The organism is Arthrobacter sp. Rue61a, from assembly GCF_000294695.2.
Classification (GTDB): domain Bacteria; phylum Actinomycetota; class Actinomycetes; order Actinomycetales; family Micrococcaceae; genus Arthrobacter; species Arthrobacter aurescens_A.
On sequence record NC_018531.1, the window covers coordinates 3,577,706 to 3,603,643 of the forward strand.

Sequence of the window (25,938 nt, forward strand, 5' to 3'; positions counted from 1 at the left end):
TTCAGCGGAAACCAAATCTGAGAGGTCTCTCTGGTTAAGACCCGGTGAACAAACCGTGCTGGTTTCTCGCCAATACGGTGTGCACTCGGCGGAGTCGGTCCAGCCACCAGTCCCGGCGCTCCCCCGGTGCCGCGTACTGCTCAAGCAGCCCGGGATCGGCGACTGTATCGCGTAACTGAATGGCGCCGTCGTCGGCCACCAGCGGGTCCAGTGTGATGTCCGAAGCGAACAGCGAGACGGTGCCAAGACCGCAGGCGTAGGGAAGGGACGGCAGGGCGGCCGCCAGTGCCAGCCCCGCACGGATGCCCACCGAGGTGTCCAAGGCAGAACTCACGACGGCGGGCAGCCCGGCCTGGTTCACGATGTCCAGTGCCCGTGCGACTCCCCCGAGTGGTGCGACCTTGACCACGATGAGGTCAGCGGCGCCTGCCCGGGCAACACGCAGAGGGTCCTCTTCTTTGCGTACGCTCTCGTCCGCGGCGATGAGTACTGGCGTGCCGGCGGCGGCGAGCCGACGGCGGACCTTGGCCAGGCCGTCGATGGTGGGGACGGGTTGTTCGGCATACTCGAGTTCAACCGTGGAAAGTTTGCCCAAGGCTTCCACGGCCTGGTCCGTGTCCCATCCCCCGTTGGCATCCACCCGGATTGCGGCGTCGGGAAGGGCCTCGCGCACTGCATTGACCCGGGCGACGTCGTCCGCTAATTCCTGGCCCCGCTCGGCAACTTTGATCTTGACGGCGTCCACCCTGCCGTAGCGCGCCAGCACCTCCGGTACGCGCTCTGCCGGGACAGCGGGAACCGTGGCATTGACCGGTATTCTGTCCCGCAATGGCGCGGGGAAACCTAGCCAACCAGCTTCCAAGGCGGCGGCCAGCCAGCGGGAGGATTCGTCGTCGTCGTATTCGGGAAACGGACAGAACTCACCCCAGCCGAGCGGTCCCCTTAAAAGGAGTGTCTCGCGCTCCATGATGCCGCGGAACTTCACGCGCATGGGCAGCGAGACTACGTGGGCGGAATCGAGGAGTTCTTCGAGGGAGGGAAGTGCAGGCATATTGCCACTGTACCGGCGGCCTCCCGCCCCCAATCCAGGCCAATCCGGCTATGTGGAAAACTTACTCAGTCCAGTACTTGCGCACACTTTCCAGCGCTTGGGCCAGGTCCGGTCCGGGCAGGACGAGTGAGCTTTCCGGAATCCCCAGCGCATCCCACTGAGCCACCAACGTCGTATCCCCCTCCACGGGCAGCGGCCACAGCCAGTATCGGCCCGTGAACTGGACAAACTCGGCGTTATTGCTTCCTCCGCCACCTCCAAGGGTTGTCAGCACGGGCCCGGTGAAATCGTCAGTATCTTCGAAGGCCGACGGTCCGTGGACAGCAGCCACGGCCTTTCGTCCATCTGCCATGGCGACACCCAGTTGGAGTCCCGTCCTGGTGTCCAGGCTTGATCGCGGATGGTTGTAGCTCTCCTCCACGATCTCCCGCCATTCCTGGTCCGATTCGTTGCCGCGCAGCACGGACCACACCACGTCCAACACGCAACCCGTGGAGTACACCTCCACCAGTTTCAGCACAATCACCGTGCGAGCGCTCTTGTGAACAAACCCGCCGTGCGCGATGCCGGGCAACTCGTCCGACGGCGGACCGAACCACCCGGGTCGGATCGGTTGCGGTTGACGCGGCTGGGCTGGCGGCTCGGGGAAGTCGTCGAAGAAGCTCATGTTCAATCCATACACCGCCACGCGACGTCTGTGGAGGGGCTTGTGGCAAGCGAGAGACCGCAATCGCGATATTCTCAGAATCACGACTCATTGCGGGGGAATTATGACTCAATCAATGCCAGGTTCGACGACGCCTCCCGGCTGGTACCCGGACCCTTCGGATCCGCGCAGCGTCCGGTGGTGGGATGGACACGCGTGGACGGCGCACCAGGCGCCCGCCCAGTTCCAACAGCCGGGTCAGTTCCAGGCGCCCGGTCAGTTCCAGGCGCCCGCCCAGTTCCAACAACCGGTCCAGCTGCCGCGCCCTGAGCTCAACCCACAAACTCCGGTGTACAACCCGTTCATCTGGGCGATCACTTTGATGCCGCTGGTCTCCGTCCTGCTGTTGTTCACCTGGCAGCCGGAGTTCAGGATGATCACCACCCCGGAGGGCGTTACCACCGTTGACCCCTTTGCGATGTACACCCCCGGATACTTCCTCCTGATGGGTTCAGGCTTCCTGTTCTATGGCCTCTCGGTTTTCTTCGCGTACCTGGACCGTCAGCGCCTCCTCAAGTCCGGCGTCGTCCGTCCTTTCCACTGGGCGTGGGCGTTCCTTAGCGCGCTTGTGTACGTGATCGGCCGCTCAGTGATTGTGAACAAGGTGGCGCCTAAGCGCGGGCTTTGGCCGGTTTGGGCCACCATTGCCGTGTTTGTTATCAGCATGGTCATTACCGGGATTTGGACGGCCAACTTCATGCAGTCCGTGTATTCCCAGCTGGGGTATTCGGTCCAGACGTGACAGTGCCCGGGTGGTATGCAGATGCTCGGGACCCCCACAGCCTCCGATGGTGGAACGGTACCGAGTGGGTAGACAACGTGGTACCTGCAGGGGTCCCACGTCCAGCGATTCAGCGCCCGATGCTTCGCCAAGGCCAAAGCGTTATGAATCCGTACATCTGGCTTATTGCCGTCCTGCCTTTCCTGCCGGGGCTACTCATGCTGACGTGGCATATCGAGATCCGTACCTACACCCGGAACGGCACCCTCACTCTGGACCCCGCCACGATCATCAGTACTGGCTACTTCCTGATCTGGGGTGGATTGGTCTTCACCTATTGCTCCACGGTGGTGCTGGCCCTGCTTGATACCCGACGCTTGCTAAGAACGGGCGTCGTGCGACCATTCCACTGGGCATGGTCCTTTCTGGGAGGGATCCCCTATGTCATTGGACGGTCGGTGGTAATCCACAAGGTGGCTCCACGGCGGGGTTTGTGGCCACTGGTGGTCATCCTCGCGGCATGGGGACTCTATTTCGTCGCAGGGACTATCAAGGCTTTGGATTTCATGGGGGCCGCGTTGCGTGAGTTGGGTTACCCGGCTTGACCCCACCGGATCCTCACACGCGTTAGGTAGACTGCTGACAATAAAGGACGGAAGGACTTCCATGAACCGCAAGGCCACTGCACTGGACGTCGCCAAGAGGGCGGGTGTGTCCAGGAGCGCGGTCTCGCTGGTTCTGAATGGACGTGGCGACGGGAACGTGGCCAAGGAAAGTCAGGACCGGATCCGGCAGGCTGCACTGGAATTGAACTACTCCCCCAACGCTATTGCCCTGAGCCTGCGGAACCAGCGCTCTCGTGTGATCGGCATCCTGTCCGACGAAGTAGTGGTCAGCCCCTTTGACGGCAACATCATTGGTGGCGCAGACGATGTTGCCCGTAGTCGGGGATTCGTCACTGTGGTCATGGACACGGAGCGCGACGCCGCCAGGGATGCGAGCGCCGTTGAGACCCTCCTGGACCGGCAGGTTGACGGGCTCATGTATGTGACCGTTGGCCTGAAGCCCATCGAGGTTCCTCAAGGGATGCTCCGTGTCCCGTCCGTCCTGGCCAACTGCTACGACGACCATCCCCAGCCGCAGCTGCATCACGTCATCCCGGACGAGGTCACCGGCGGCAGGCAGGCCACGGAACACCTGTTGCAGTTGGGCCATCGGGACATCGCACTGCTTGCCGGTTCGGAGGATTCGCCCGCAGCCCCGCTGCGCGTTCAGGGCTACAGGGACGCGCACACCGCGGCCGACGCCCCGATCCGTGAGGACCGAATCTTCATGGCCGGCTGGGATATCGACGCCGGCTACCGCGGCACCATGAAACTGCTCGACGGCGCGTCCCCGGCTGATCGGCCCACGGCCATCATGTGCGCGAACGACCGCCTGGCCATCGGAGTTGCCCTCGCTGCCGCGCGTCTGGGACTCAGTGTTCCCGAGGACCTGTCCATCATGGGCTACGACGACGAAACCCGGATCGCCGACACCATGATCCCCGCCCTCACCACCATGGCGTTGCCCCTGCGGGAGATCGGCCGTGCCGCCATGACCACGCTGTTGGACGCTATCGAGGGCGCGGGCGAGGGCACCCACACAGCAGGAAAGGGAACCACCGTCGAAACGATGGTTCCCTGCCGCCTAGTGGTGCGCGAGTCCACAGGACCCGCCCCCACCCGCTAACACCTCGTTGCGAGGCCCGCTCTACACCCCTCGACACACCCATAACCTGCAAAGCCGGCCTCGCAACACGCAGCCCCCTCGTTGCGAGGCCCGCTCTACACCCCTCGACACACCCATAACCTGCAAAGCAGGCCTCGCAACGGACGCACGACGACGGCCTGCCGCTTAGGCGGGGAGCGTCAACTCCCATACGTCGGCAGTCGCGCCGGCGGGCAAGGTAAGCTGCCATTCCTCCCCCGGAGCCGGGTAGGCCCGGAGGGTCGTAGCCACGGAACCGGCGCGGTAAACCTCCACGAGGGAAGCATCGAGGAAAATTCGCAGCTCCTCCCCCGCGGCCAAGGAACCCGAGTAGACCACCTGCGCATCGGTGCCGGAACCGAGCAGCAGTTCCACGGCTCCGGATACTGAATTGGCATCACCGCGAACCAGGACCTCGGCGAACCCCGGCAACGCAACAGAACCAGCAGCACCCGTAACCACGGAAGCACCCCGGTACGCCTCAACCTCGGGCGCGGGAGAAACGGCGAGCGCCCCGTCCACCACGGACAAAACGCGGGGATGCGTCAACACACCCGACCACCCGGCGTCGTCAATTTCTTCTTGAGCGCGGCCCCGGCGACCGTCGCGACCGGGACCTTCGTTGGCCCACCCCCACAGCAACGCAGCAGGCGCAGAGCCAGGCGCAGCGTCAGCCGAACCATAAGAGAGCTGCACGATCTGCGGGGCATAGAAGTCGCGGCCAAGATCGGACTTTCCCCCGGAAGAGGGCATAAACACAGGCAGCCCGGTCGCGGGATCCGAGGTCAGGGACCCAATCAAATGCCCTACCCCGTTGGCGTGCTCGTGGTCGTCGCCGGAGAGCCATAGGGAGAACATCATGACCCATTCGCCGGAAGGTACCTGCACCAGCTGCGGGCACTCCCAGATCTCGGCGGGCGTGTGCTGAGCTGCCACGGGATCAGCAGTGGTCAGCCAAATCCCTTGGTACTGCCAGGAATCCATGTCCTCAACCGTGTACAACAGCAAGGCCGCGCGCCCGTCGGAGAGGCCCGCTCCCTGCATGGCGTATCGGGCGCCGTTGAAGCGGAAAATGAAGGGATCGCGCACAGCGGTGACCAGCGGATCAGCGGGCATCGACGCAGCAACGTGCCCGTCCTGCTTCCACGTCACAAGGTCGGAGGAACCTCGGGCAATCACCACCTGGGAATGGCCGCCATGGTCCTTGATCCCGGAGTAGGCCGCGGTGGGCACGCCATCATCGGAGGTCACCACGCCCGTCCAGCATCCGGCGGAGTCCGGCCCGCCTGCTTGAGGCGAAAGCGCTACGGAGTGCTCTTCCCAACGCACCAGGTCCGGAGAGCTCACATGCCCCCACTGGATCTGCGAGTGCCGGGCGGAGTCCGGGTTGTATTGGAAGAACACGTGATAGCGGCCGTTGATGTAGCTGATGCCGTTGGGATCGTTGATCCAGCCCTGTGCCGGACGCGGGTGGAAGCGCGGGAACGCGGGATCCGGGTGCGTCGAGGCAGCCAACAGGGAATCAAACAGTGCAAGGTCCGTCAACGGAACCCCTTTCAAAAGAGCGGAAAGTTACTTGCCCGTGCCTGCGGTGAGTCCGTCCTGCAGCGCGCGCTGGCCGAACATGAACACCACCAGCGCGGGAATCATGGAGAGGACAACGCCGGCCAGGACCACGGAGATGCTTCCGGTGCCGAGGTTGCCTTGGAGTGAGACCAGGCCCAGCGGAAGGGTGAAGTTCTGCTCGGAAATGGTCATGATGAGTGGCCTGAAGAACTCGTTCCAGTGGAAGTTGAACGCCAGGATGCCCACGATCGCCAGGCCCGGCATGGCCAGCGGTGCGTACACGGAACGGAACGTCCGCCACGGCGAGGCGCCGTCGATCGCGGCCGCTTCGGCGAGCTCGCCCGGCAACCCCATGAAGTACTGGCGCATCAGGAAGGTGCCGAACGCCGTCGGGATGGCCGGAATGATCAGCGCGAGCAGCGTGTCGGAGAGTCCGACGCCGCGGATCAGCATGAACACGGGAACGATCGTGACCTGCGCGGGCACCATCATGGTGGCCAGCACGATCGAGAACAGCGCGCCGCGTCCCCGGAACTTGAGGTGGGCGAAGGCGTACCCTGCCAGTGCTGCGGTAATCATCTGCCCTACCGCGATCAGACCCGTCACCAGCGCACTGTTCACTACCAGTGCCACGATGTTGAGCTGCTTGAACACTTGCTCATAGGAGGTCAGGTCCGGGTTCAGCGGCAGGAACGCGGGCGGCAGCTGGAAGGATTCCGACGGCGGACGCAGCGAGGTGGACAGCGTCCACAGCACAGGGCCCAGGACGAAGACGGACGCGATCAGCAAGACGACGACGCGGACGGCCACTGACCAGTCGCGCTTCTTCCGCGTGACTACAGGCGCCGTGGTGGTGACACGTTCTTGAATGGTGGTCATGGCGGGCCTTACTGGTAGAAGACGAATCGTTTGCTGAGCCGGAACTGTGCGGCGGTGATGGCCATGATGATGAGCGTCAGGATCACACCGATCGCCGATGCCTGACCGAACTCAAGGCGCTGGAACGCGGACTCGAAAATCACCATGACGGCTGTGCGGGTCGAGTCGCCGGGGCCACCGCGGGTGAGCACGTAGGGCTGGTCGAACACTTGCAGAGCGTTGATGATCGCCATCACCGAGGCCACCAGGGTGGTGGGGCTCAGCAGCGGCAGGGTGACGAACCAGTGCTTGCGCCAGCCCGTGGCACCGTCGATCGATGCGGCCTCGTACGTCTCCACCGGAATGGAGGCCAGCCCACCGATGAACAGCAGGAACGAGAACCCGAAGTTCTGCCACACGTAGACAAGAATGACGACGGCGGCGGACCCGGTTGGCGTCGTCAGCCACGGAACCGCTGGGATGCCAACAATGGACAGCAACCAGTTCACGACGCCGAATTGCTCGTTGAAGAGGTAGCGCATGAAGATCGATACCGATGCCGCGGACAGGATCAGCGGGAAGAAGAAAGCGGAGCGGAAGAACACCCTCAGCCAAGCCGGGAGTTTCTCCTGCACCATGATCGCCAGGCCGAGTGCCAGTCCGAGTTGGAGTGCCACAGCCACAATCACAAACACGATCGTGTTGATGAACGACACCCTGACAGTGGGGTCCTGGACTACCTCGGCAAAGTTGTCGAAGCCCACGAATGTTGGTGCCGACATGATGTCCCAGCGGAAGAATGCCAACGCGATCGAGGCGATAATCGGCAACAGGGTGAAGATGCCCATGCCCACGATGGTGGGCGCCAAGAAGGCCCAAGGCAGCCAGCGTTGCTGCATCCGGCCGCGCTTGGACGGCTGCGTGTGTTTGTGGATCGGCTTCCGTCCCGGCTCGCTCCCCGTCCCCGTGGGCGTACTGGTTGCGGTGCTCATGGCTGCCTCCTCAGGGCCAGTTCAAGGTCGCGCTGCATGGAACTGAGGGCGTCCTTGAGTTGACGCTCGTCTCCACTCACAGCCAGGCTTACGTTTTTCATGAGGGCGGTTTCGACGGCGGCCTGCTGGGGTGGCGCTGGAATGGGACCTGTGGTGGGGAACCTGTCCAAGGTGTCGTAGAAGACCTTCCAGTTCCGCGGACCTGTTCCCGCGTAGAGCTGCTCGTTGACCATTGAACGACGCGCAGGCGTGGTGTTCGGTGTGGGGAACACGATTTGCATGGCTTCACGGCTGGAGCTGAACTTCACCCATTCCCAGGCGGCGTCCTTGTCCTTGGCGGTTCTCATGATCGCGTACCCTGCCGTGCCGAACTGGTGGCGCTGGGTCCGCCACTTCGGGAAGAACTGGACGTCGAAATCGCTCTCTGTCATCCCCGCCTCGTGGAGGCCTTGGACCCAATAGCCGCCTGCCGGCGTCGTACCTATCCTGTTGGACGCAAAGAGGCCGATCAGCGCGCTGCCGCCGCCTTCCTCGGGCCGCACACCCAGTCCGTCTTTGACCAGTCCGCGGAGGTAGTCGAAGGATTCGAAGACCCGGGGATCATCGGCGTTGGGTTCAAGCCACTGGTAGCCGCCGGAGCGGAGGCTGCGCGTGGGGTCGTTGGCATAGAAGCCGTCCCACAACCATTCGCCGCCCGGGGACTTGGTTTCCTTGAGGAAGCTGGTGTCGTTCGCGTAGAGCCACGGCACCACTCCGCCGAAGAGACGGTTGGTCCAGTAGTAAGGGGTGAAGTCGGCCGGCTTGGCCTTCTTCATTGCAGCGAGTGTGCTGCGGAAGTCCGTGTGCGTCCAGTTGTCGGATGGCCGTTCCAGCCCCGCCGAACGGAGTGACGCCGTGTTGTAGTACATGTTGGCCGCGTTCCAGTCGATGGGGAGCTGGAACAGGCTGCCTTTGTACATGAACGCTTCCACCAGGCTGGGGTGGACGTCCGCGAAGTACTCCTTCATATGGTCGGCGTCGCGGCGCAGGAATTCGTCCAGCGGGTGGGCCAGTTTCTCGGCGAAGAGCTGGGCGCCTTCCGTTGCCACGTACACGACGTCCGGCGGGGTGCCTGCTGCCACCATGGTGAGGATCTTGGTGAAGAAGTCCTTCCAGTCCACGGCTTGGATCGCTTGGACCTTCACCTTGATTTCGGGGTGGACCTTGGCGAAGGCGTCGATGACCTTCTGGCGGGCGGCGGCGTCTGCGGCGGTGCCCATGATGGCGATGCTGAGGCTGTTGTCTCCTCGGCCTGGAATGTCGGCCCCGGTCAGGCGCGGCCACGACGCCGCGGTGACTCCAACAATTCCGGCGCCGAGGGCTGTGAGGGCACTTCTACGTGTGAATTCACGCAAAGCCCCATTGGTTCCCGACATGTAGATTTCCTTCCCTAACACGTGTTAGGAAGCCTAAACCTGCCACCTAACACGTGTCAAGCATCACAGGAATGTTGCGAGGGTCTCACTTCCGGCCGCCACGCGCCGAGCGAACTCACACGGGCCACCCAGAGAACTGTGGCAGTCTAGTCAGAATGAGTTCCCAGCAATTCCGCACCAGCGGGAGGTCGAGCAAACGGCCGCTTCAAGGACGCGACGCAGGCGCCGGCACAGGCTTTCTGTTCTGCCTCGCCACCATTGCCAGCGCCGTGGGCCTGGCGGCGACGTACTACTTCTTTGTGCGCACCACCGCCGGTCAGTTCATTGACGAGTCCGCACTGGTTGAAGCCACCGTGCTGGGCGGAACAGCCGGCAGGGCCTCCACCGAATTCCTGGACATGCTCCCCATGCTCTCGCTGGCCATCGCGGCCATCATGGTGCTCTTCGTGACAGTCGCCCGCCGCCGCTGGACCGCCGCCGGAATCGCAGTGGCAGCATGCATCGCCGCCAACGCGGCCACACAAATCCTCAAGCTCCTCATCCCGGACAGGCCCGACCGCGGCGTCCAAACCTTGGAGCTGAACTCACTCCCTTCCGGACACACCACGCTCGCCGCATCCGCTGCAGCTGCGGTATTCCTCATGGTTTCGCCCCGCTGGCGACCCTTGGCCGGCTTCCTTGGCAGCACCTTCGCCGTGGCCACGGGCGTCTCCACGCTCATCAACCAATGGCACCGTCCGGCCGACGTCGTAGCCGCTTTCCTGGTGGTTGCCGCCGTCATGCTCCCGGCGGGCTGGCTCATCCTCCGCACCGGCAACAGCTGGAATGTATGGAAGGGGTACGGCGAGCACTGGGCCGCTTCCCGGTTGTGGGTGTGGCTCACCGTCGCGGCACTCGTGATCGCCGGCTTAGTGGCGGCATACTCGCTGCTGCAGGTGCCCGACCTCAGCACAGACAGCACCATCGACTACTTCTGGGCCGGCACCGCCTTCATTGTGATCGCCGGATACCTGTCAGCACTTGGCGGCACGTGGCTGTTCGGCCTGGCGGCGCGTAAGGGCTAACGCTGTCTGGTGCGGTGCCGTGTCGTGCCGGCGGCGGCGTGCCGGCGGCGGCGCACCCGTTCCCGCCCCACGCACCACACACACGACCCCGGCGCACCCTTTCGCGCCCCACGCACCACACACACGACCCCGGCGCACCCATACCCGCCCCACGCGCCAGTGGTTACGGGAGCAATCGGCGCTAAAGGGCGCGAACGTCCGAGAGCCTAGTCCTCCGGACCAACCGAGTCGAAGAACTTGGGTTCTTCCGCAGACACAGCCTGCCGCGCGCGGGCTTGCTCGTGGATGAAGTGTCGATCCTCGTCCGTGAGGTGTGTGCCACCATGCGCGTCAACACCTTCACTCTCCCCCGTTTCCCCGTTGATGATCGCGGTAACGGTCCGCGGCACAATCATGGTTCCCGGGTTGTCCATGAGCCATTGCTGAGTGTGCGGAGAAAGCTGGTCCCAGAATTCTTTGATGTGCATAACAATCAGCACTGCCCTTCATTGGTGGGGGTGGATTCATGGAATGCGCCATGTGCGCCGGAAAGAGACTCAGGATGAGGTTCTCTTCAAAGGCTACGCCCGACCATGCCTATCCTGACCCGGATGCAGCAACGTTTCTGAGAATGACGTCGACTGCCCGTTCTTCATGCGCTACAGTTATTCCAATCGATGGACAAACACTGTTGAGCCTCAGGAGATTCCATGTCATCAACGCTTAGGTCCGCTTCGCGCAGGAGCAACGCCCCTATTGTCGCCGTCCCCGCTTCCCGCGATTTGGTGGTGGATTTCATCCGCGTCGCCTGCATGTTTGCCGTGGTAGCTGTTCACCTGCTCATGATGGGGATCAGCGTGGACGAGTCCGGCATCGGCGTGGGCAATCCCTTGACGTCCCTAAGCTGGTTTGCGCAAGGAACTTGGTTCGGCCAGGTCATGCCGCTTTTCTTCATCGTGGGCGGTTTCGCCTCGCTCACGTCGTGGCGCAGCCTGCAACGCAAGGGCGGCGACGCCGGCGATTACCTCCGGAACCGGGTGCTGCGACTGGTCCGGCCCACGGTTGCGTTGTACATCTTCCTTGCAATTGCCCTGTGGAGCGCGACGGCGGCCGGTGTCCCTGCCGACTTGCTTGCCGTTATCGCCGCGGGCGCCGGAGTGCAGCTGTGGTTCCTTGCCGCGTACCTTATCTGCCAGGCCATGGTTCCCACTATGGCGAAGCTCCACGAAGCAGCGCCATACCGGACCATTGCAGCGCTGGCCGCGAGCGCCGTCGTGGTTGATGTTCTTCGCTTGGGCTTGGAGCGCAACCCGTGGGGCTTCGACTCGAACCCGATCGGGCTGCTGAACATGGTGTTCGTGTGGGGGCTGCTGCAACAGCTGGGCTTCTTCTACGCCGACGGCTTCTTTGACCGCTTCGCCAAGTGGCAGCTCGTTCTTGCCGCTGCCGGCTGTTACGCCGCGATGGTTCCGCTCACGCACGCCGGGCCGTATCCCGTGGACATGCTGACCAGCCAGAACCCGCCCATGTTCCCCCTGATCCTGGTAGGTCTGGCACACATTCTTTTGGTGAAGGCCGCCTATCCTGTGCTGCAGCGATGTGTCCGTGTCGGCTGGGTACAGAAGGTGATGTTCGTGGTGGGCAGCCGGGCGATGACCATTTATCTGTGGCACCTGCCGTTGATCATCGCCATGTTTGGGATCGCTCTGGTCCTTCGCCTGCCATTCCCGGAGCCCGCCGGCACCGAGTGGTGGCTGAGCCGGCCGCTGTTTTACGTGGCTGCCTGGGCGACGGTGCTGTTGGTCTCCACCCCGCTTGTCCGACTGGAACTGGCCAGCACTGCTCTGGCACCGGGTGCGGTCCGGCCGGCTATGTGGCGCATTGCTGCCGGAACTGTCTTGGCCATCGTCCCCCCGTTCGTGGTGATGAGGTCTGCGCTGGACGTTGCGAATGCGACCTGGGGGCTGGTGCTGCTGGTGATTGCCGTGGCACTGGTTACCGGCAAGGTTCCTGACCGGGCTTGGAAGACCCCGCGCAGTGTTTCAACGGGAGCCGTGGCTTCCTGATCCTCTTTGAAAGAAGAACGGCCGCAGAACAACCTCACGGGGTCATTCTGCGGCCGTTCTTTGTTCACAGGGGGTTACTCACCAGCAACCCGGCCGAGCACCTATGGCAAGCGGTACAGGAATGCTGCCATGGCGTCGCGGTTGATGGGCTCCATCGGCTGGTACCAGTAGTTGTTCTCCCCTAGCTGCCAGCCGGAGGAAATCCCCGCAACGCTCATCCAGACCATTTCCTTATAGAACAGCTGGCCTGAATCGAGGTCCTTGAAAGGTGGATTCATCGGTGCTTCATAGTCGGGCTTGTTGACCAACCTGTACAGGAAGGCAGCCATCGCGTCGCGTTTGATGGGGGTCAGCGGTTTGTAGTAACGCGCCCCGTTCTCAGTCCATCCGGATGAAATGCCGGTTTCTGCCAACCATGCCATCTCCTTGTAGAACTGCTGCGTGGTTGCAACGTCCTTGAATGGGGATTGCGCGGGAGGTGTGTAGTCCGGCGAGCCGGCCGCACGGTAAAGGAATGCTGCCATTGCGTCACGGTTGATGGGTGTCACCGGCCGGTATGAGACGGATTTGTCCGCCTCTACCCAACCGGTAGAGATCTTACGGTCTGCAAGCCAGGACATTTCCTTATAGAACTGCTGGGTGGTCGCCACATCCCGGAAGGGTGAAACAGCAGGCGCCGTAAATTCCGGCCCCTTTGCGCTGAAGTAGGCCTTCCACTCTGAAGTCGCCCCGTTGAGCACTGCATAACCGCTCTTCGGAACGGCTGTAATTTTGGCCTGTCCTCGAGCGGGGTGAGTTCCGGCTTGGAGCGTTTTGTCATCTACCTGGTAGTCCATGGTCTCTGACTCCGGAATAGTGTAGCGATCGTTGCCCATGTACGGAGCTTCGGTGAACACTACGGCTTCAGGCGTAACAGCCTTGTCAGCGGCAACTACAACAGGCGTTGGCTTGCTGGACATCTCCAGCAGCCGGTATGGGGTCTTGTTACCCATGACATGTAGCGAAAGCGTGCTGCCAATGTCCTCGCTCGTCAAGGTGTAGGTAGAGGCACTGGAGACGTGCTCACCAGTGGTGCCTGGCTTGTTGCGGGTCCACCGATAGGTCAAGTCCACAGGGGCCGGGCCCCACGTACCCGGGTTGGCCGTTAGGGTGCTTCCCTCGTAGGCCGAGCCCGTGATAACAGGCACGCTACCAAACAAGGTTCCGGGAGCCACTTGAACTGTCGGCTCCGAGGTTGCGGAGACGGCCGGTACGAACTTCTTGGTGGCAGTAACAGTGACCGTGATGGTGGCTTGGTGATCATCCTCTGTCAACCAGTAACCGTTTCCGGTTGCTCCGGGGATGGGTGTTCCCCACCGGTTCCACTGATAATTCCAGGTGGCTTCGTAGGTGTTACCCCAGTTGCCAGGTTCAGCAATCAACAACTTGCCAACAGCAGCCTCACCGGAAATTGTGGGAGTGCCCGCCGTGATTGGCGCAGCCTCGGCTGCCACCTTGGTGAGAGTGGCGTTGGCGTCAACCAAACCGGCGCCGCAGCCACAGCCGTTGATCGGCCGAGCCGAGGCCTTTAGCCTCTGCTCAACATCCGCGGGGGTCAAAGCAGGCAGTTTTGAATACATCATGGCTGCTACTGCCGCTACCTGAGGAGCGGCCATTGAACTGCCCTCCATAACGGAGTATCCCTCGGAACCTAGGGAATCCGTTCCGTCGTTGAGGGTGGACAAAATTCCGTCGAGGCCCGAGTTGGTCATGTCGCCGCCCGGGGCGGCGACATCGACGTTGATTCCGAAGTTGGAGTACGACGCTTTGAGGCCATTGCGTGTGCTCGCACCGACCACCAGCACGTTCTTACAGTTGGCAGGGCTGACCTTGGATGCGTCGATGCCTTCGTTACCTGCAGCCACCACCACTGAGGCGCCCTTGCTTCGTGCAAAATCTGCAGCGTTTTGGTAGATCGTGGAGCAAGGCGCCAGGCCTCCGAGGCTCAGGTTGATGACGTTCGCTGGATTCGCGTTCGCTGGGGCTCCCGTAACTGTTCCGCCCGCCGCCCAAACGATCGAATCTGCGATGTCGGAAGCGTATCCACCACAGATGCCCAGCGCACGCACCGGAACGACCTTTGCCTTGGGAGCAACGCCTGCCACGCCCTTGCTGTTTCCTGCAACAGCAGCCACAAGACCGGCCACATGTGTCCCGTGCCACGAAGATGAATAACCGGGCCATCCGGGCTCGCACTCCCCGTAGTAGGTGGCGTCGCCCTCATCTGCCGGATTCGAATCGCGTCCGTTGGAGTCACCTGCAACGAGGGGATCATGAATCATGTCAAAGCCAGGCAGAATGTTGGCGTTCAAGTCGGTGTGGTCAGTAATGCCGGTATCGATGACCGCAACCACGCTCCCGGCTCCCTGGCTCACGTCCCATGCCCCCAGGACACGCATCCCGCCACTGTCGGTGCTACTGTGTGCCCACTGATATGAGTACAAAGGATCGTTGGGCGCGGAAGCGAATGGCCTCATGATGACATCTGGCTCGGCATACTCAACGCTGGGGTCTGCGGCCAAGGCGGAAACCAGTTCACCGGCTTCTTCGCCACCGAGCTTCTTGTCCGTCTTCACCACTTCTTCACCCGTGGCTAGCGTACGGACAGCTTCAATAGGGACGCCAAGGGTCCCAGCGGCCCGATTCAAGGACGACTTCCGGTCCAGTGATTGGATACTTGCCCGGTCCTTGAACTTCACAATGAATTGGTCCGTAGGGAGGACCGAGGACTCGGTGGACATTGTCCGTGGTGCCGCGCTGGGCACAGGCACCGGAGTCTCATTCGCTACAGCAGGAAGGGCCGGGAGGGCAGCTCCTACCATTGCGATAATGCCGGCAAAAATTACTTGAGAGCGCACACTGGCTCTCCGTCGGATCTGCATAAACAGCGCCCTCTGCTCAAACGCCCCCAAGAGCGCGGAAAAATGGCCGCGATACTGCGGCCAGCATGAGTTTAGCCAAAGTTTGGACTTTCCTGCGAATTCCCTGTGAATCTATCTCAGCAGTTAGGTCAACACGAAGGGTAAAAGCTAATAGTTACGCCGGTGCTTCAGCCGCGGAATTGCGACGGCGAACACAACAGCCGCTGCGAACCCCAGTACGCCTGTGGCCCAGACGCCCGCCGACAACGAGATTGCAGCCGTCAACCCGGACAGCAGCACGGGCCCTCCGGTGGCGCCGGAATCGGCAATGAAGCGCCATATCCCGAGGAAGTGACTCCGGCCGTTGTCCGGTGAGAAGTCAGCTCCGAGCGTCATGATGAGCCCCGAACTGATGCCGTTGCCGAACCCGATCAGCAGGGCGACCAAGAGCAATGGTACGAATCCGGCGGTGAAGGGAATCAGAATCAATGCCGTCCCCATGATGAGCGTGGAGGGAATGGCCACCCATTGCCGGCCCTTCCTGTCCATCAGCTTCCCGGCAGGATAGAACACCAGCATGTCGATTGCCCCGGACAAGCCGAAGAGCAAGGACGCATGGGTGGCATCGAGCCCCAGGTGGTCCGCCCACAGCGGGATGACCACTTGTCGTGATGCACGCAGAGCACTGAGAAGCAGGATCCCGAATCCCACAGAAAGGAACACCCCGGCGTGTGAAACCGCGACGCTCCGCAACGTCGACGCCGGAGGGCGAGGGCCGCCGTCGGACGTTCCCGGGGCTACCAGGTCCGGGATGGTGAGAGACAAAGCAGCCGCCGCCATCATGCCCGCGAAGCCCACCCAGTAAGCACCACTGATTCCGGCGAACTGCATGACGCCGGCGCCCACGAATGGCCCGATGAAGATGCCGATCCTGGTCACGCCACCCAGTGTTGAAAGAGCTCGCGCGCGGAACATGACCGGGACGGCCTCGGTAAGGAACTTTTGACGGGCTAGGTTGAAGACGCTGGCCGACATGCCCACCAAGGTCATGGACGCAGCCAGCAGCCAGAGTCCGTGGTCGACCTGCGGCGCGAACGCGGCTGCGCCGAGGGCAACCGCGCCCAAAGCTCCGGCTCCAACGATCGACCATCGTTCGCCGAACTTCTCCGTGATGATCGACGCCGGGATGTTGAAGATCCAGGAGCCCAGCCCGATCAGTGTCACGATCAACGCTGAAACCGCCACCGAAGCGCCAAGCTCGCGCGCCGAGAGCGCAATAACCGGCAGGACCGCCCCTTCGCCGATACAGAACAGCAGCGCGGGTCCGAAGGCCGGAAGGGCGACGCTGCGAAGGGTGAAGTTTTTGTCTGCTTGGGTGGTGGTCATCCCTTTCATCCTATGACCGTCGCGGCTGGTGGTCGGGTCGGATGACGTTTCGCGTTCCCGTTAGTGGTCGGGCGCGCGCCCTGTGCCGCCGGGCGCACCCTTTCGTGGTCAGACCCGCACCCACTACCGCCAACCGCACCCTTTCGTGGTCAGACCCGCACCCTTTGCCGCCACCCGCACCCTTTCGTGGTCAGGCCCGCACCCTTTGCCGCCAACCGCACCAGAGGTAACAGGGGCGATCAGCGCTAACGGGTGCGCCGTTCGTGGGTTAGTGGGTTACTGGGACGCGTGGCTAGTACCGGCTGCGTGGGTAACTGGTGAGCGCTTGGAACGAGCTGGCTCGCACCACTTCGCGCCATGCGCACACTTCGCCGCCGGGCGCACCCTTTCGTGGTCAGGCCCGCACCCTTTGCCGCCAACCGCACCAGAGGTAACAGGGGCGATCAGCGCTAACGGGTGCGCCGACGAACGTGGTGGTTCGTGGGTGCTGGGACGGGTGGCTGGTACTGGCTGCGTGGGACGGGCTGCGTGGGTAACTGGTGAGCTTTTGGAACGAGCTGGCTCGCAGTTGTTGCGGCTCCGGGGAACCGGAGCCGCAACAACTACATGCGAAGTGAGATTGCTTCCCGGGCTTAGCGGCGGTTAGCTACTGCCTTGCGGCGACCGACTGCTGCGAGCACCAACCCCATCAGGAGCATGGCGCCTGCCCAGAGAACCCACTGACCGTTGAGTCCAGTGTTGGCCAAGGTGTTGGCACTTCCGACGGCGGTGGAGGCTGCCGCGGTCAACGCACCCTGCGTGGCACTCGGGACCACTACGCTGCTGGCTTGGGTGCCAACCGAGGCATACGTGGTGTTTGTGGTGCCTGCGACGGGAGTGTTGATGCCAGTTTCTCCACCAGCGTCAAGGCCACCACCTGCAGGCGGGTTCACGACGGGAGGGTTCACAACCGGCGGGTTCACAACCGGCGGGTTCACAACCGGCGGGTTTACGACGGGAGGGTTCACAACCGGCGGGTTTACGACGGGAGGGTTCACAACCGGCGGGTTCACAGTGCCGGTAGAGCCACCACCGATTCCCACGGAGGTGGAACCAACGGTAACAGGGGCCGTGATCGGGATGATCACCTGAGTGCCGGAAAGAAGTCCGTCGTTCCCGGAAGTGGTGCTGCCTGGCGTCGTACCCGTCGGGGCAGTTCCGCCCGTGGTGCCAGTGTTCGCGGCGGACGAGTCACCCAGCAGACCAGCCGAGGTCGAACCAAGGTTTACCGGAGCCGTGATCGGAGCAACAACCTGGGTTCCCGAACCAATGCCGTCAGAACCGGAGGTGGAAGCACCCGACGTAGCCGGAGCCGAAGTACCAGTCGAACCAGCACCAGTGTTCGTGGCCGACGAGTCACCCAGCAGACCAGCCGAGGTCGAACCAAGGTTTACCGGAGCAGTGATCGGAGCAACAACCTGAGTCCCCGAACCAACACCATCCGAACCGGAAGTCGAAGCACCCGAAGCACCCGAAGTCGCCGGAGCAGTACCACCGGATGAAGAACCCGAGCCGGAGGTGGCCGACGAGTCACCACCGACACCCGCGGCAGTGGCTCCGATGTTAACAGGGACCGAAATCGGAGCCACTACCTGAGCGCCGGACGCAATACTCTCTCCCCCCGACGTCGTTGCCTGCACCGGAGCTTGGGCCGGAGCCGGAGCCTGTGCCGGGGCAGGAGCTGATGTAGCAGTTGAGTCGCCAAGTACACCGGCGGATGTCGCTCCCACCGTGATGGGGATCGTCACCGGCGCAACAACTTGGGTTCCCGAGGCGATACCGTCGGAACCGCTGGTGCTTGCTGTCGGAGCGGCCGCTGCGGGAGCAGCAGGTGCCGGAGCGGCAGGTGTGGCTGAGCTCGCCGCAGTGGAGCCCCCCAGCAGACCCACTGACGACGAGCCCAGGTTTACGGGCACCGTTACCGGAGCAACTAGCTGCGTTCCGGTGCCGATGCTGTTGGAACCGTTGGTGCTGGCAGCCGGTGCTGCAGCGGAGCCGGAACTTCCAGCAGTTCCCGGCGCGGACGTCGTAGCTGCTGAATCCCCCAACAGTCCAAGTGATGTTCCGCCGAGGCTGATCGGCGTTGTTACTGGCGCTACCACCTGCGTGCCGGAAAGGAGTCCATCCTTGCCGCTGGTGTCCGCGGCGTTCGCCGCAGTCGCGCTGAGGACGATCATGCCCCCGGCAAAGCATGTGCCTATGAGGCACTTGCGTATGGTCGTGTTCATTGTGGTTCTCTCCTGAATGCCTTGTTCCCAAGGACGTCCGAGTGACGGATCGCCCGAATGACCGTTTGCCGCAAAGAGCTGTGCGGCCGGCTGGGGAATTAGTCAGGAGAGGAGCCGGGGTCGAAGCACACCGGCTTGGGATGTTGTGCATTGTCGGCCGATGCCAGGCCGGGAAGAGCGTCTACGGGAATGATCAGGGCACCCTGCAGGAATGCTGCTGCGGGGCTGGGCGGACCGTTTTGGGAGTTCCCGGAGCCAGCCCCCGTGAGGCTGCCCGGTACTACTGCACGGTCGGAAGGAAGCTTCGCGGGTGCCGCGGGATCGGCGGTTGAGGAGGCGCCGCCGAGCACCGCAGTTATCCCTGTCGGACCGAAATTTCGGGTGGGCGTCAGCAACGCTGAAGCATCAGCGGCAATCCCTTGCGGGGACGTGCGGAGGTCCAGTTTGCTGGGCTCGGGAACCGTTGCGCCCGTGGAATGTACGACGCCGGTAGTCGCCACTGCGCCGGCGTCCGGCGTCGCGGGGACAACAGTTGCATCAGTGCCGGGCACACTTGGGATCTCGGCCACAGCTGCTGTAACCGGCGGAACTACCACCGGAGGTGCAACCACTGGCGGGACAGTAACCGGCGGGAGCGTAACAGGCGGGACTATGGCTTCGACGGGCGTCAGCACGGTGTCCACCACGCCGACAATCGGGTCCACAATCGGTGTTACGACGTCCGTGACGGGTTCCAGCCGAGCGGGTTCCAGAACTTGATTGACCGGCTGAACAACAACGTTGACGGCGTCATCTACGGTGCCAGTGGCCGGAACCACAACCGTGTTCACCAGGGTTCCCGCAGTGCCAGAAGGCACCACTTGGTTTACCACTGGCACGGCTGAAACCACGTGATCTACAGTGCCGCCTGCGTGCTCCACAATGGGCGTCACGGCAGGCACGTGGACGTTGATCTGGTTGGTGGGTATTAATCCTTTGACAACGGCCGGCAGGGGTACATTCGGCACCGGAATGCTGACTGAACTTGAGGACGTGACACTGCCCAGAAGGGGTTTGTCAGTGGTTCCGGTGTCTGCACTTGCCGCTGTTGCGGAAAGAGCCATCCAGATTGCGGTACCGGCTCCCGCGACCATGACAGAGCGGAGAATGCTGGTAGCACGCGGAAAAACGCGTGAACCCCTCATCTCGACACCCCCAGGTAGTCGCGAACCAATGGTCGCCTTCATCCTAGGACGGGACTAAGCCGTTAGTCCATGGTTAGGAGTAAAGAAGATGACAAATTTGTAAGGAACCTTGTTTATGAGGGATAGAAACCGGTCTTTTCCGGCCCGAAGTCCGGGGTAGCCAGCGAAGTGCGGCCTTGGGCATTGGTTTCCTGAAGCCTTTTGATAAACCAGCGGGATTGTTCCGGTCCGTACGGAAGCACAGGAATTGCTTTAGTAGCGTCGGATGGCATGTCCCGAATGGACTGCGTTGCCTGCCGCACCGCGGTGCTCATGGTGTCGGCCATTGTTTTCACGAACTCATCGCTGGCCGGTTTGCCGTGGCCGGGGACCAGGAATTCGTAGCGGTGACGCAGGGCCGAGATGTGCCGGAGCGCATCCGCCCATTCCTCCGGATACGAGTCCTCGAACGACGGATGCGCGCCCTGCTCCACCAGGTCGCCCACAAACAGCGTGGAACTCGTGCCAACAAGCAGGTCGCCGTCGGTGTGCGCGCGGCCGAGGTAGAAGAGGGTGGCGGTAACTCCGCCGAGGTCCACCAGGACAGGCTGGTCGTGGACCAGCGCGTTAGGGACAACGATGTCGACGGCGTCGCCCTCCCCCGCTGCCATCTCAGGTTCGTTGGTGGCCACGAAGCGTCGCTGGTTGTCGGCGTCGCGTTCTATAGCCGCCGCACAGTTGGCGTGCGCCCAAAACTCTGTGACGCCGTCGTCGGCGAATACTGCGTTACCGAAGAAGTGGTCGTAGTGCGCGTGGGTGTTCACCACTACCAGCGGAAGCTGGGTCTTTTCGCGAACTGCAGCGAGGATCTCCCGGCCCTGGCGCGGGCCGCAGCCGGTGTCGATGACCATGGCGAGTTCAGAGCCCACCACAAGCCCGGTGTTGAGTAACGATCCCTCGGTTTCCAAGACGTAGTTGTCCGGTCCGAGTTCTAGCCAAGCTGACAATTCGTGCTCCGTATCCACTGCAATCCGGCGATGTTCAGGCCTCTACTCTACCCATGGAACCCGTACGAATGCTGGAAGGCTGGCGGCCTTCCTTAGCGCGGCAGCAGCCGGAGCTTTCGGCACGCACGCACTAGCAGGGACGACTCCAACAACTGAAGCTTCTCCTGCAGATGGTCGCGTTCGATCCGGAGGTGGTGGCCTTCAGATTCCTTGGCTGCAAGCGCGCTGGTAACTTGGTTCAGCTCGTCCTGCAGCCCGTCCCGGACCGCTTCCATTGCGCTGAGGCTTCCACGGGTGTCCTCCAGGAGGTTTGTCAGGCCAAAGAGCTCTACCGACTGGTGGCCAATGTGCAGTTCGTTGTTGGCCGTCAGCTGGGCCACTGCCGGGTGCTCACCGGATGCGAGTTCCAGAAAGGCCGGCTCCGGGCTGACAAGAACCGGAGCTTCCGGTCGTGAGCCCTTCAGGGTTTCGACGACGAAGTCCCACCAGGCGCGTTGAAAGTCGCCTTGCGCAGGGCTCATTTGCTTAAGGTACGAACGAATATGGCCGTGGCTGGCCCAAAACTGATCTACGAAGGCGTCGAATTCCGGAGTGGCAAGGTGCCTAAGGGAACGCATGGTGTGGCCGAGGCCCCAGTTGGCCAGTGCGCCGCCGATGCGCACCTCGCCGTAGTAGTCCACGGCGATGCCGAGGCAAGGAACGCCTGCAGACAGTGCGAAGACAACCGGGTGGTACCGGCTTGCAACCACAACCTCGGCCTGCATCGTCAGCGACGCGGACTCCTCTGCGGACAGCTGGCCGCAGACCATCACGTTCTCCGTGGTCATCCTCCGCCGGATGTCCTGGTGGGTTTCGATGTCGATGTCCGCTTGGCCCGGGTGGGACATGTGGGGAATCATCACAACGTCCAGATTGCCGGCGTCGGCGATTCTGTCCAGCACCTCAGCGATGCGCTGGTTGAAAGCGTCCCTGTCCATGGCGCCGGTACCGGGCGCGAAAGTGGCTACCAGAAAAGGTCGATCCGCTCGAGGCTTGTAAGTGACCTGGTCCAATTCAAGGGCGGCCGGCAGGGCATGGTCCACCTCAAAGAAGCTCGCGTCGTCGAGCGTCAGGCCCGCGGGCACGCCCGCATTCCGCATCAGGTCCCAGGAGGTCTGCTCGCGGACACTGGAGAGCGTCGCTGAACGGAAAAGCTCGACCACTGTGTCGTAGTCGGGTCCCGTGAGGACGGGTCCAACAGTCTGTCCGGAAATGACCAGCGGCTTACCCAAAGCATTGGCAATGGCTCCAACAGCCGCCCGCTCGTAGAGCAGCCAGCCGTAAGGCGAAGTCATGTTCCCGCCGCCGGCGATCACCACGCCGTCGCACGTCTTCAAGGTCTCTATGAGCGCATGCACCTGATCCTCGGCGGGAAGGGCAGTCATGTCGCCCGCGAGAACGGCCCGGATCTCACGCAGGTACGTCTCGCGTCGGTGAGGAGGCCACGGGAACTCCAAGGTCTTCACTGACTCGGTGCCAAAGATTCGGGTGCTCTGCTCCGGATCGCGCGAGAGCAGCACAATGTCCGAAACTCCTCTGGCGCGCAGTTCGTCCACCACGGCATGGGTCATAGCCTCGTCGCCCACGTGATAGACGGGCTGACCAATATCCCCAAGAACTACAACTCGCACGACACTCCGGTGTTTGGACGCAAAAAACAGCTTCCAGCGTACCGGGTTTGTCATCGCAGGTGGTTCGCAGGGAGGACACTCCACTGCGTTGCGAGGTAGCCTTCAAGCAGCGTTGCCCATGCATGAGAACGTCAATCGTGATGCCATGGCCGCTTTCATGTACCGACACAACTCGAAGTTCAACGCAAGCTAGTCTCCTGCTGCAACAAAAACGGCCGGCCTTGGTAGGAACCAAAGCCGGCCGTTTCTGAAGAAAAATCAGGGTGTTTTGGAAAGGAAATGCTGGATGTTTTGGACGATCGGCGTCCTCGCGTCGTCCGCGAGATAGTTGATGTCCATCAAGACAACTACGCGACCTCTCCCGGCCTTCATATCCCCTTCAGCCCAAACCCCTCCGATGGCCACGGTCTCACTCCGCGCGAAGACGTTTCGGGCGTCCACACCTGCCAATCCGCTGATGGCACCGGGTGAATCCGGGTCAAAGCTGGTGAGCACGTTGGGCGCTTTGGTGATTTCGTTGCTGGCAGCAGGATTGAAGGTGAAGGGTCCCTGCACGTCGCCCATCCCGCCCACCACTACGTTTTGGTCGGTGAGAACATGACGCAAGACATTCTGAACGCTGGCGTTCAGGGCCTCGCAACACGGACGTTCACCTGTGAGGTAGGCCGCTCCCCCGTCGGCTACGAAGCTGGCAACCCTGCGCTCGTCAGCTTCAGTCCATCCGTAGCGTGAGGGATTCCAGATTGACTTGTAGCCGCTAAGGTCAGCAGGGAGAGCCGTTGCCTCCACAACCTCTGCTCCGGAATCCCGGAGAGTTTTCGCAACGTTTGCAATGCCGTACCCCTCATCACCGTCGGCGTATACCAGGACTTTGTCGCCACGTGGTGGGGTTGGTTTCACCACTAATGTCAGCGGAGCCGACGCCACAAGCCCCGATTTGTCCGTCGCTGTAACAGTGATCTCGGCGGTAGCTACGGCAGCTGGAACACCCGACACTATGCCGGTCCCCGAATTCAGGGCGAGACCTGCCGGCAGGGCGCCCTTGGTTATCGTCCAGGTGTAGGGCTGGGTCCCTCCCTTGGCAGCGAGACCTATTTTGTATGCCTTCGCCACTGTCGCGCTGGGCAACGACGTTGACAATACCTTCAATGGTTCAACCGACGGGGTTACTTCCGCGTCAGGAGTGCCGGGGGCCGGGGGCTTCGTGGACCAGGAGGCGATGGTCTTCTCATAGATAGTGCCGGAGTAGATGGTCACGTGAGGTCCGCCGTCGAAGAAGCAGACAAGGCAAGCACCAAGTTCGAATCCGACCCGGCCCTTGAGCTCGGCCATGGGGTCCTCGGTTGGGTGGTACGCGGCAGAGACGGACGCGTTGATCTGCCCTGTAATACCGACGATTTCCACCCAGGTGACGCGTGTATCGATTGCGCCCGTGAGGGTCGCTTCGATGCCTGAGTCGCTGGAAAGGCCCAGCGGCTCGTGCTCGGTGCCACACGTAGCGGCCCGGCTTTCCTGGCCATCCCGCCACTGGTAAGACGTACCGCATTTGAGGGTTACGGAAGTGCTGAGGTCCAGCTTGCCGTTGACTTCAAACGTCAGGGACGGCTGGGCCACCATGACGATGGCACCTGCGCCTGAGGGGACGGTCACCTTGACCTCGGGACCCGCCACTGTGCAGACGCCTTCCCCGGAAACTGCTGCTCCCAGGTTGACTGTGATGGATCCTTCGACGTTTGCCTGGAGTTGATGAAGACCGCCAAAGAAGGGCTTCCAATCGGCATAGAGCGAAGGTTTCATATTAGGCGTAACAGACAGGCCCTTGAGGTCTGCTGTCGCTCCGCCTTCACACTGTATTTTCTTCGGTGCTTGGACTGGTTCCTTTGCAGCGAAGGGCGTGGAGAGCGCTTCAGATTCTCCAAGTGAAGTGGTTACTGCTGCTTCATCCGTGAAGTGCACGGTGCCCTCGGAGTAGGCCGCGGAAAGGTTGGCCGAGGAGACCGACACCAAAATTGTCCTGTCAGCGGTCATCTGGACGTCGTCGACGTTGAGGATTGCACCGGATTCGAGGTTGGCCCAAGGGTCAAGGGTCAGCACCTGGCCCACGGTCACATCGACGGCCGTAAGCTCCACCGAAACAATCTGGTTCGATTCAGGGTCCCTATTGATGGCAACGATGTTGTCCCCGGGGACGTGGACGGTGTTTTCCTGAGGCACCAGGATCTCGCAGGGCTTGCCTGCGCACTCCTCAGGTGCGGCTTCCGGGACGTTGAGGTTCAAGGTCCGCGACAGCGTCATTCCGGAATCATCAGTGGCTGTGACAGTGACCGGGTAGTCGCCTGTGGCCGCTGGAGAACCGGACAGCACACCTGTAGTCGAAAGAGTGACACCTTGGGGAAGGCCCGTTGCGTTCCACACCAAGGAGCCAAATCCTCCGGCCCCAGTGAGCTGCTCGAGGTACCTGACTCCGGCGATGCCATCCATCAAGTTATTGTTCGCAATGGTCAGTGGGCTTGTGTTCAAGTGGAAGCGGTACATAAACGCTGCCATAGCATCGCGGTTTACAGCCTGCAGCGCCCGGTACGTCTTGGAACCATTGGCATCGGTCCAGCCGGTGCTGATGCCGGTAGAGGCGAGCCAAGCCATCTCTTTGTAGAACTGCTGGGAGGTGGCGACGTCGGCGAACGGCGAGACTGCCGGCGGTGTGTAGTCCGGACTGCCTGCCAGGCGGTACAAGAACGCTGCCATGGCGTCGCGGTTTACAGGCTGCAGCGCCCTGTAGGTTCTGGTGAAACCGTCTGCTTCAGTCCAGCCGGTGCTGATGCCCTTGGACGCAAGCCAAGCCATCTCTTTATAGAACTGCTGGGACGTAGACACGTCAGCGAAAGGGGACTCTGCGGGCGGAACGAATCTTGGACTGCCGGAGAGCCGATACATGAAGGCCGCCATCGCGTCCCTGTTAACCGCTTGCAACGCCCTGTAGGTCTTTGACCCGTTGGCCTCGGACCAGCCCGTGCTGACTCCAGCCTTGGACAACCACGCCATCTCGGCGTAGAACTGCTGGGACGTGGAGATGTCTGCGAAAGGAGACGTTGCCGGTGCCGGGAATGATGGGCCGCTATCTTGGACCACGGCGTCCGGCTGGGTTTGAGGTGAGGCCGCCGGGACAGTTGCAGGATCTGCGGGAGTCGCGTTTGCCGGAAGCATTCCGGTCATCATGAAAGCCGCTAGGGCAAGACTGATTCCGGAAGCAAGAAGCTTCCGTCTGTATTTATGGCGCACTTATGGCTACTTTCCGCACTCTTGGCGGAATTCCGCCCCCATTTTCATCTGCTGATGAGCAGATAATCAAAAAGATAGCGTTATTGTTCAATAACTCCA

19 protein-coding genes and 1 pseudogene are annotated in these 25,938 nt (G+C 62.1%); 6 read left to right on the top strand and 14 right to left on the bottom strand.

What is annotated here, in order from left to right; genetic code table 11:
- Window positions 1-34 precede the first annotated feature (34 nt).
- Both ARUE_RS16320 and ARUE_RS16325 read right to left on the bottom strand, forming a co-directional pair.
- Window positions 35-1,051, bottom strand: coding sequence for an o-succinylbenzoate synthase (locus ARUE_RS16320; protein ID WP_014922496.1), 1,017 nt, complete (start codon window positions 1,049-1,051; stop codon window positions 35-37).
- 61 nt (window positions 1,052-1,112) lie between these two features.
- Entirely contained in the window at window positions 1,113-1,718 is a 606-nt protein-coding gene (locus ARUE_RS16325; protein WP_286139775.1) for a hypothetical protein, read from the bottom strand.
- Between the two features lie 103 nt (window positions 1,719-1,821).
- On the opposite strand from ARUE_RS16325, the gene ARUE_RS16330 reads away from it, so the two are divergent.
- The 4 genes and pseudogenes from ARUE_RS16330 (at window position 1,822) to ARUE_RS16340 (ending at window position 4,209) form a co-directional block, all read left to right on the top strand.
- On the top strand, window positions 1,822-2,499 hold the full coding sequence (locus ARUE_RS16330) for a DUF2510 domain-containing protein (RefSeq protein WP_014922498.1): 678 nt from the start codon (window positions 1,822-1,824) through the stop codon (window positions 2,497-2,499).
- Window positions 2,500-2,501: 2 nt separating this feature from the next.
- A pseudogene (locus tag ARUE_RS24775) lies at window positions 2,502-2,591 on the top strand (DUF2510 domain-containing protein); the annotation flags it as partial.
- A 51-nt stretch (window positions 2,592-2,642) separates the two neighbouring features.
- Complete coding sequence (locus ARUE_RS16335; RefSeq protein ID WP_014922499.1) at window positions 2,643-3,083, top strand: hypothetical protein; 441 nt, start codon at window positions 2,643-2,645, stop codon at window positions 3,081-3,083.
- A 61-nt stretch (window positions 3,084-3,144) separates the two neighbouring features.
- Window positions 3,145-4,209 carry a LacI family DNA-binding transcriptional regulator gene (locus ARUE_RS16340; protein ID WP_014922500.1) on the top strand — a complete coding sequence of 355 codons (1,065 nt, stop codon included), beginning with the start codon at window positions 3,145-3,147 and terminating at the stop codon, window positions 4,207-4,209.
- 165 nt (window positions 4,210-4,374) lie between these two features.
- Here the strand turns inward: ARUE_RS16340 and ARUE_RS16345 are convergent, their stop codons facing one another.
- The 4 genes from ARUE_RS16345 to ARUE_RS16360 are packed head-to-tail and all read right to left on the bottom strand — an operon-like array spanning window position 4,375 to window position 9,058.
- On the bottom strand, window positions 4,375-5,772 hold the full coding sequence (locus ARUE_RS16345) for a glycoside hydrolase family 32 protein (protein WP_014922501.1): 1,398 nt from the start codon (window positions 5,770-5,772) through the stop codon (window positions 4,375-4,377).
- A gap of 27 nt (window positions 5,773-5,799) precedes the next feature.
- The gene (locus tag ARUE_RS16350; protein ID WP_011775751.1) at window positions 5,800-6,672 is read right to left on the bottom strand and encodes a carbohydrate ABC transporter permease; all 873 of its coding nucleotides are present in this window, start codon (window positions 6,670-6,672) and stop codon (window positions 5,800-5,802) included.
- 8 nt (window positions 6,673-6,680) lie between these two features.
- Window positions 6,681-7,643, bottom strand: a complete 963-nt coding sequence (locus tag ARUE_RS16355) for a carbohydrate ABC transporter permease (protein ID WP_014922502.1) — start codon at window positions 7,641-7,643, stop codon at window positions 6,681-6,683.
- Window positions 7,640-9,058: an extracellular solute-binding protein gene (locus ARUE_RS16360; protein ID WP_011775753.1), complete on the bottom strand. Its 1,419-nt coding sequence runs from the start codon at window positions 9,056-9,058 to the stop codon at window positions 7,640-7,642. The genes ARUE_RS16355 and ARUE_RS16360 overlap by 4 nt, the downstream gene beginning before the upstream one ends.
- A 53-nt stretch (window positions 9,059-9,111) precedes the next feature.
- Here ARUE_RS16360 and ARUE_RS16365 point away from each other — a divergent pair, with 53 nt between their 5' ends.
- On the top strand, window positions 9,112-10,122 hold the full coding sequence (locus ARUE_RS16365) for a phosphatase PAP2 family protein (protein ID WP_011775754.1): 1,011 nt from the start codon (window positions 9,112-9,114) through the stop codon (window positions 10,120-10,122).
- A 206-nt stretch (window positions 10,123-10,328) separates the two neighbouring features.
- Here ARUE_RS16365 and ARUE_RS16370 read toward each other — a convergent pair whose 3' ends face one another.
- Window positions 10,329-10,601, bottom strand: coding sequence for a hypothetical protein (locus ARUE_RS16370; RefSeq protein WP_051025004.1), 273 nt, complete (start codon window positions 10,599-10,601; stop codon window positions 10,329-10,331).
- 210 nt (window positions 10,602-10,811) lie between these two features.
- On the opposite strand from ARUE_RS16370, the gene ARUE_RS16375 reads away from it, so the two are divergent.
- A complete protein-coding gene (locus tag ARUE_RS16375; protein ID WP_014922505.1) occupies window positions 10,812-12,167 on the top strand; it encodes an acyltransferase family protein in 1,356 nt (451 codons plus the stop codon).
- Window positions 12,168-12,268: 101 nt separating this feature from the next.
- Here the strand turns inward: ARUE_RS16375 and ARUE_RS16380 are convergent, their stop codons facing one another.
- From ARUE_RS16380 to ARUE_RS16410, 7 genes are all read right to left on the bottom strand, one after another.
- On the bottom strand, window positions 12,269-15,088 hold the full coding sequence (locus ARUE_RS16380; protein ID WP_014922506.1) for a S8 family serine peptidase: 2,820 nt from the start codon (window positions 15,086-15,088) through the stop codon (window positions 12,269-12,271).
- 147 nt (window positions 15,089-15,235) lie between these two features.
- Entirely contained in the window at window positions 15,236-16,453 is a 1,218-nt protein-coding gene (locus ARUE_RS16385; RefSeq protein WP_014922507.1) for an MFS transporter, read from the bottom strand.
- 632 nt (window positions 16,454-17,085) lie between these two features.
- Window positions 17,086-18,720 (bottom strand): beta strand repeat-containing protein, encoded by a 1,635-nt coding sequence (locus ARUE_RS24490; protein WP_014922508.1) that lies wholly within the window; start codon window positions 18,718-18,720, stop codon window positions 17,086-17,088.
- Window positions 18,721-18,818: 98 nt separating this feature from the next.
- Window positions 18,819-19,823 carry a hypothetical protein gene (locus tag ARUE_RS16395; protein ID WP_162486171.1) on the bottom strand — a complete coding sequence of 335 codons (1,005 nt, stop codon included), beginning with the start codon at window positions 19,821-19,823 and terminating at the stop codon, window positions 18,819-18,821.
- Window positions 19,824-20,017: 194 nt separating this feature from the next.
- Window positions 20,018-20,890 (bottom strand): MBL fold metallo-hydrolase, encoded by an 873-nt coding sequence (locus tag ARUE_RS16400; protein ID WP_238324357.1) that lies wholly within the window; start codon window positions 20,888-20,890, stop codon window positions 20,018-20,020.
- 92 nt (window positions 20,891-20,982) lie between these two features.
- Complete coding sequence (locus ARUE_RS16405) at window positions 20,983-22,560, bottom strand: polysaccharide pyruvyl transferase family protein (RefSeq protein WP_286139776.1); 1,578 nt, start codon at window positions 22,558-22,560, stop codon at window positions 20,983-20,985.
- A 258-nt stretch (window positions 22,561-22,818) separates the two neighbouring features.
- The gene (locus ARUE_RS16410) at window positions 22,819-25,776 is read right to left on the bottom strand and encodes an Ig domain-containing protein (protein ID WP_014922512.1); all 2,958 of its coding nucleotides are present in this window, start codon (window positions 25,774-25,776) and stop codon (window positions 22,819-22,821) included.
- Between the last annotated feature and the right edge of the window lie 162 nt (window positions 25,777-25,938).

Coding starts and splice junctions, on each gene's coding strand:
- ARUE_RS16320 (WP_014922496.1), bottom strand. CDS start 1,051: ATGCCTGCACTTCCCTCCCTCGAAGAACTCCTCGATTCCGCCCACGTA.
- ARUE_RS16325 (WP_286139775.1), bottom strand. CDS start 1,718: ATGAGCTTCTTCGACGACTTCCCCGAGCCGCCAGCCCAGCCGCGTCAA.
- ARUE_RS16330 (WP_014922498.1), top strand. CDS start 1,822: ATGACTCAATCAATGCCAGGTTCGACGACGCCTCCCGGCTGGTACCCG.
- ARUE_RS16335 (WP_014922499.1), top strand. CDS start 2,643: ATGAATCCGTACATCTGGCTTATTGCCGTCCTGCCTTTCCTGCCGGGG.
- ARUE_RS16340 (WP_014922500.1), top strand. CDS start 3,145: ATGAACCGCAAGGCCACTGCACTGGACGTCGCCAAGAGGGCGGGTGTG.
- ARUE_RS16350 (WP_011775751.1), bottom strand. CDS start 6,672: ATGACCACCATTCAAGAACGTGTCACCACCACGGCGCCTGTAGTCACG.
- ARUE_RS16355 (WP_014922502.1), bottom strand. CDS start 7,643: ATGAGCACCGCAACCAGTACGCCCACGGGGACGGGGAGCGAGCCGGGA.
- ARUE_RS16360 (WP_011775753.1), bottom strand. CDS start 9,058: ATGTCGGGAACCAATGGGGCTTTGCGTGAATTCACACGTAGAAGTGCC.
- ARUE_RS16375 (WP_014922505.1), top strand. CDS start 10,812: ATGTCATCAACGCTTAGGTCCGCTTCGCGCAGGAGCAACGCCCCTATT.
- ARUE_RS16380 (WP_014922506.1), bottom strand. CDS start 15,088: ATGCAGATCCGACGGAGAGCCAGTGTGCGCTCTCAAGTAATTTTTGCC.
- ARUE_RS16385 (WP_014922507.1), bottom strand. CDS start 16,453: ATGACCACCACCCAAGCAGACAAAAACTTCACCCTTCGCAGCGTCGCC.
- ARUE_RS24490 (WP_014922508.1), bottom strand. CDS start 18,720: ATGAACACGACCATACGCAAGTGCCTCATAGGCACATGCTTTGCCGGG.
- ARUE_RS16395 (WP_162486171.1), bottom strand. CDS start 19,823: ATGGCTCTTTCCGCAACAGCGGCAAGTGCAGACACCGGAACCACTGAC.
- ARUE_RS16410 (WP_014922512.1), bottom strand. CDS start 25,776: ATGATGACCGGAATGCTTCCGGCAAACGCGACTCCCGCAGATCCTGCA.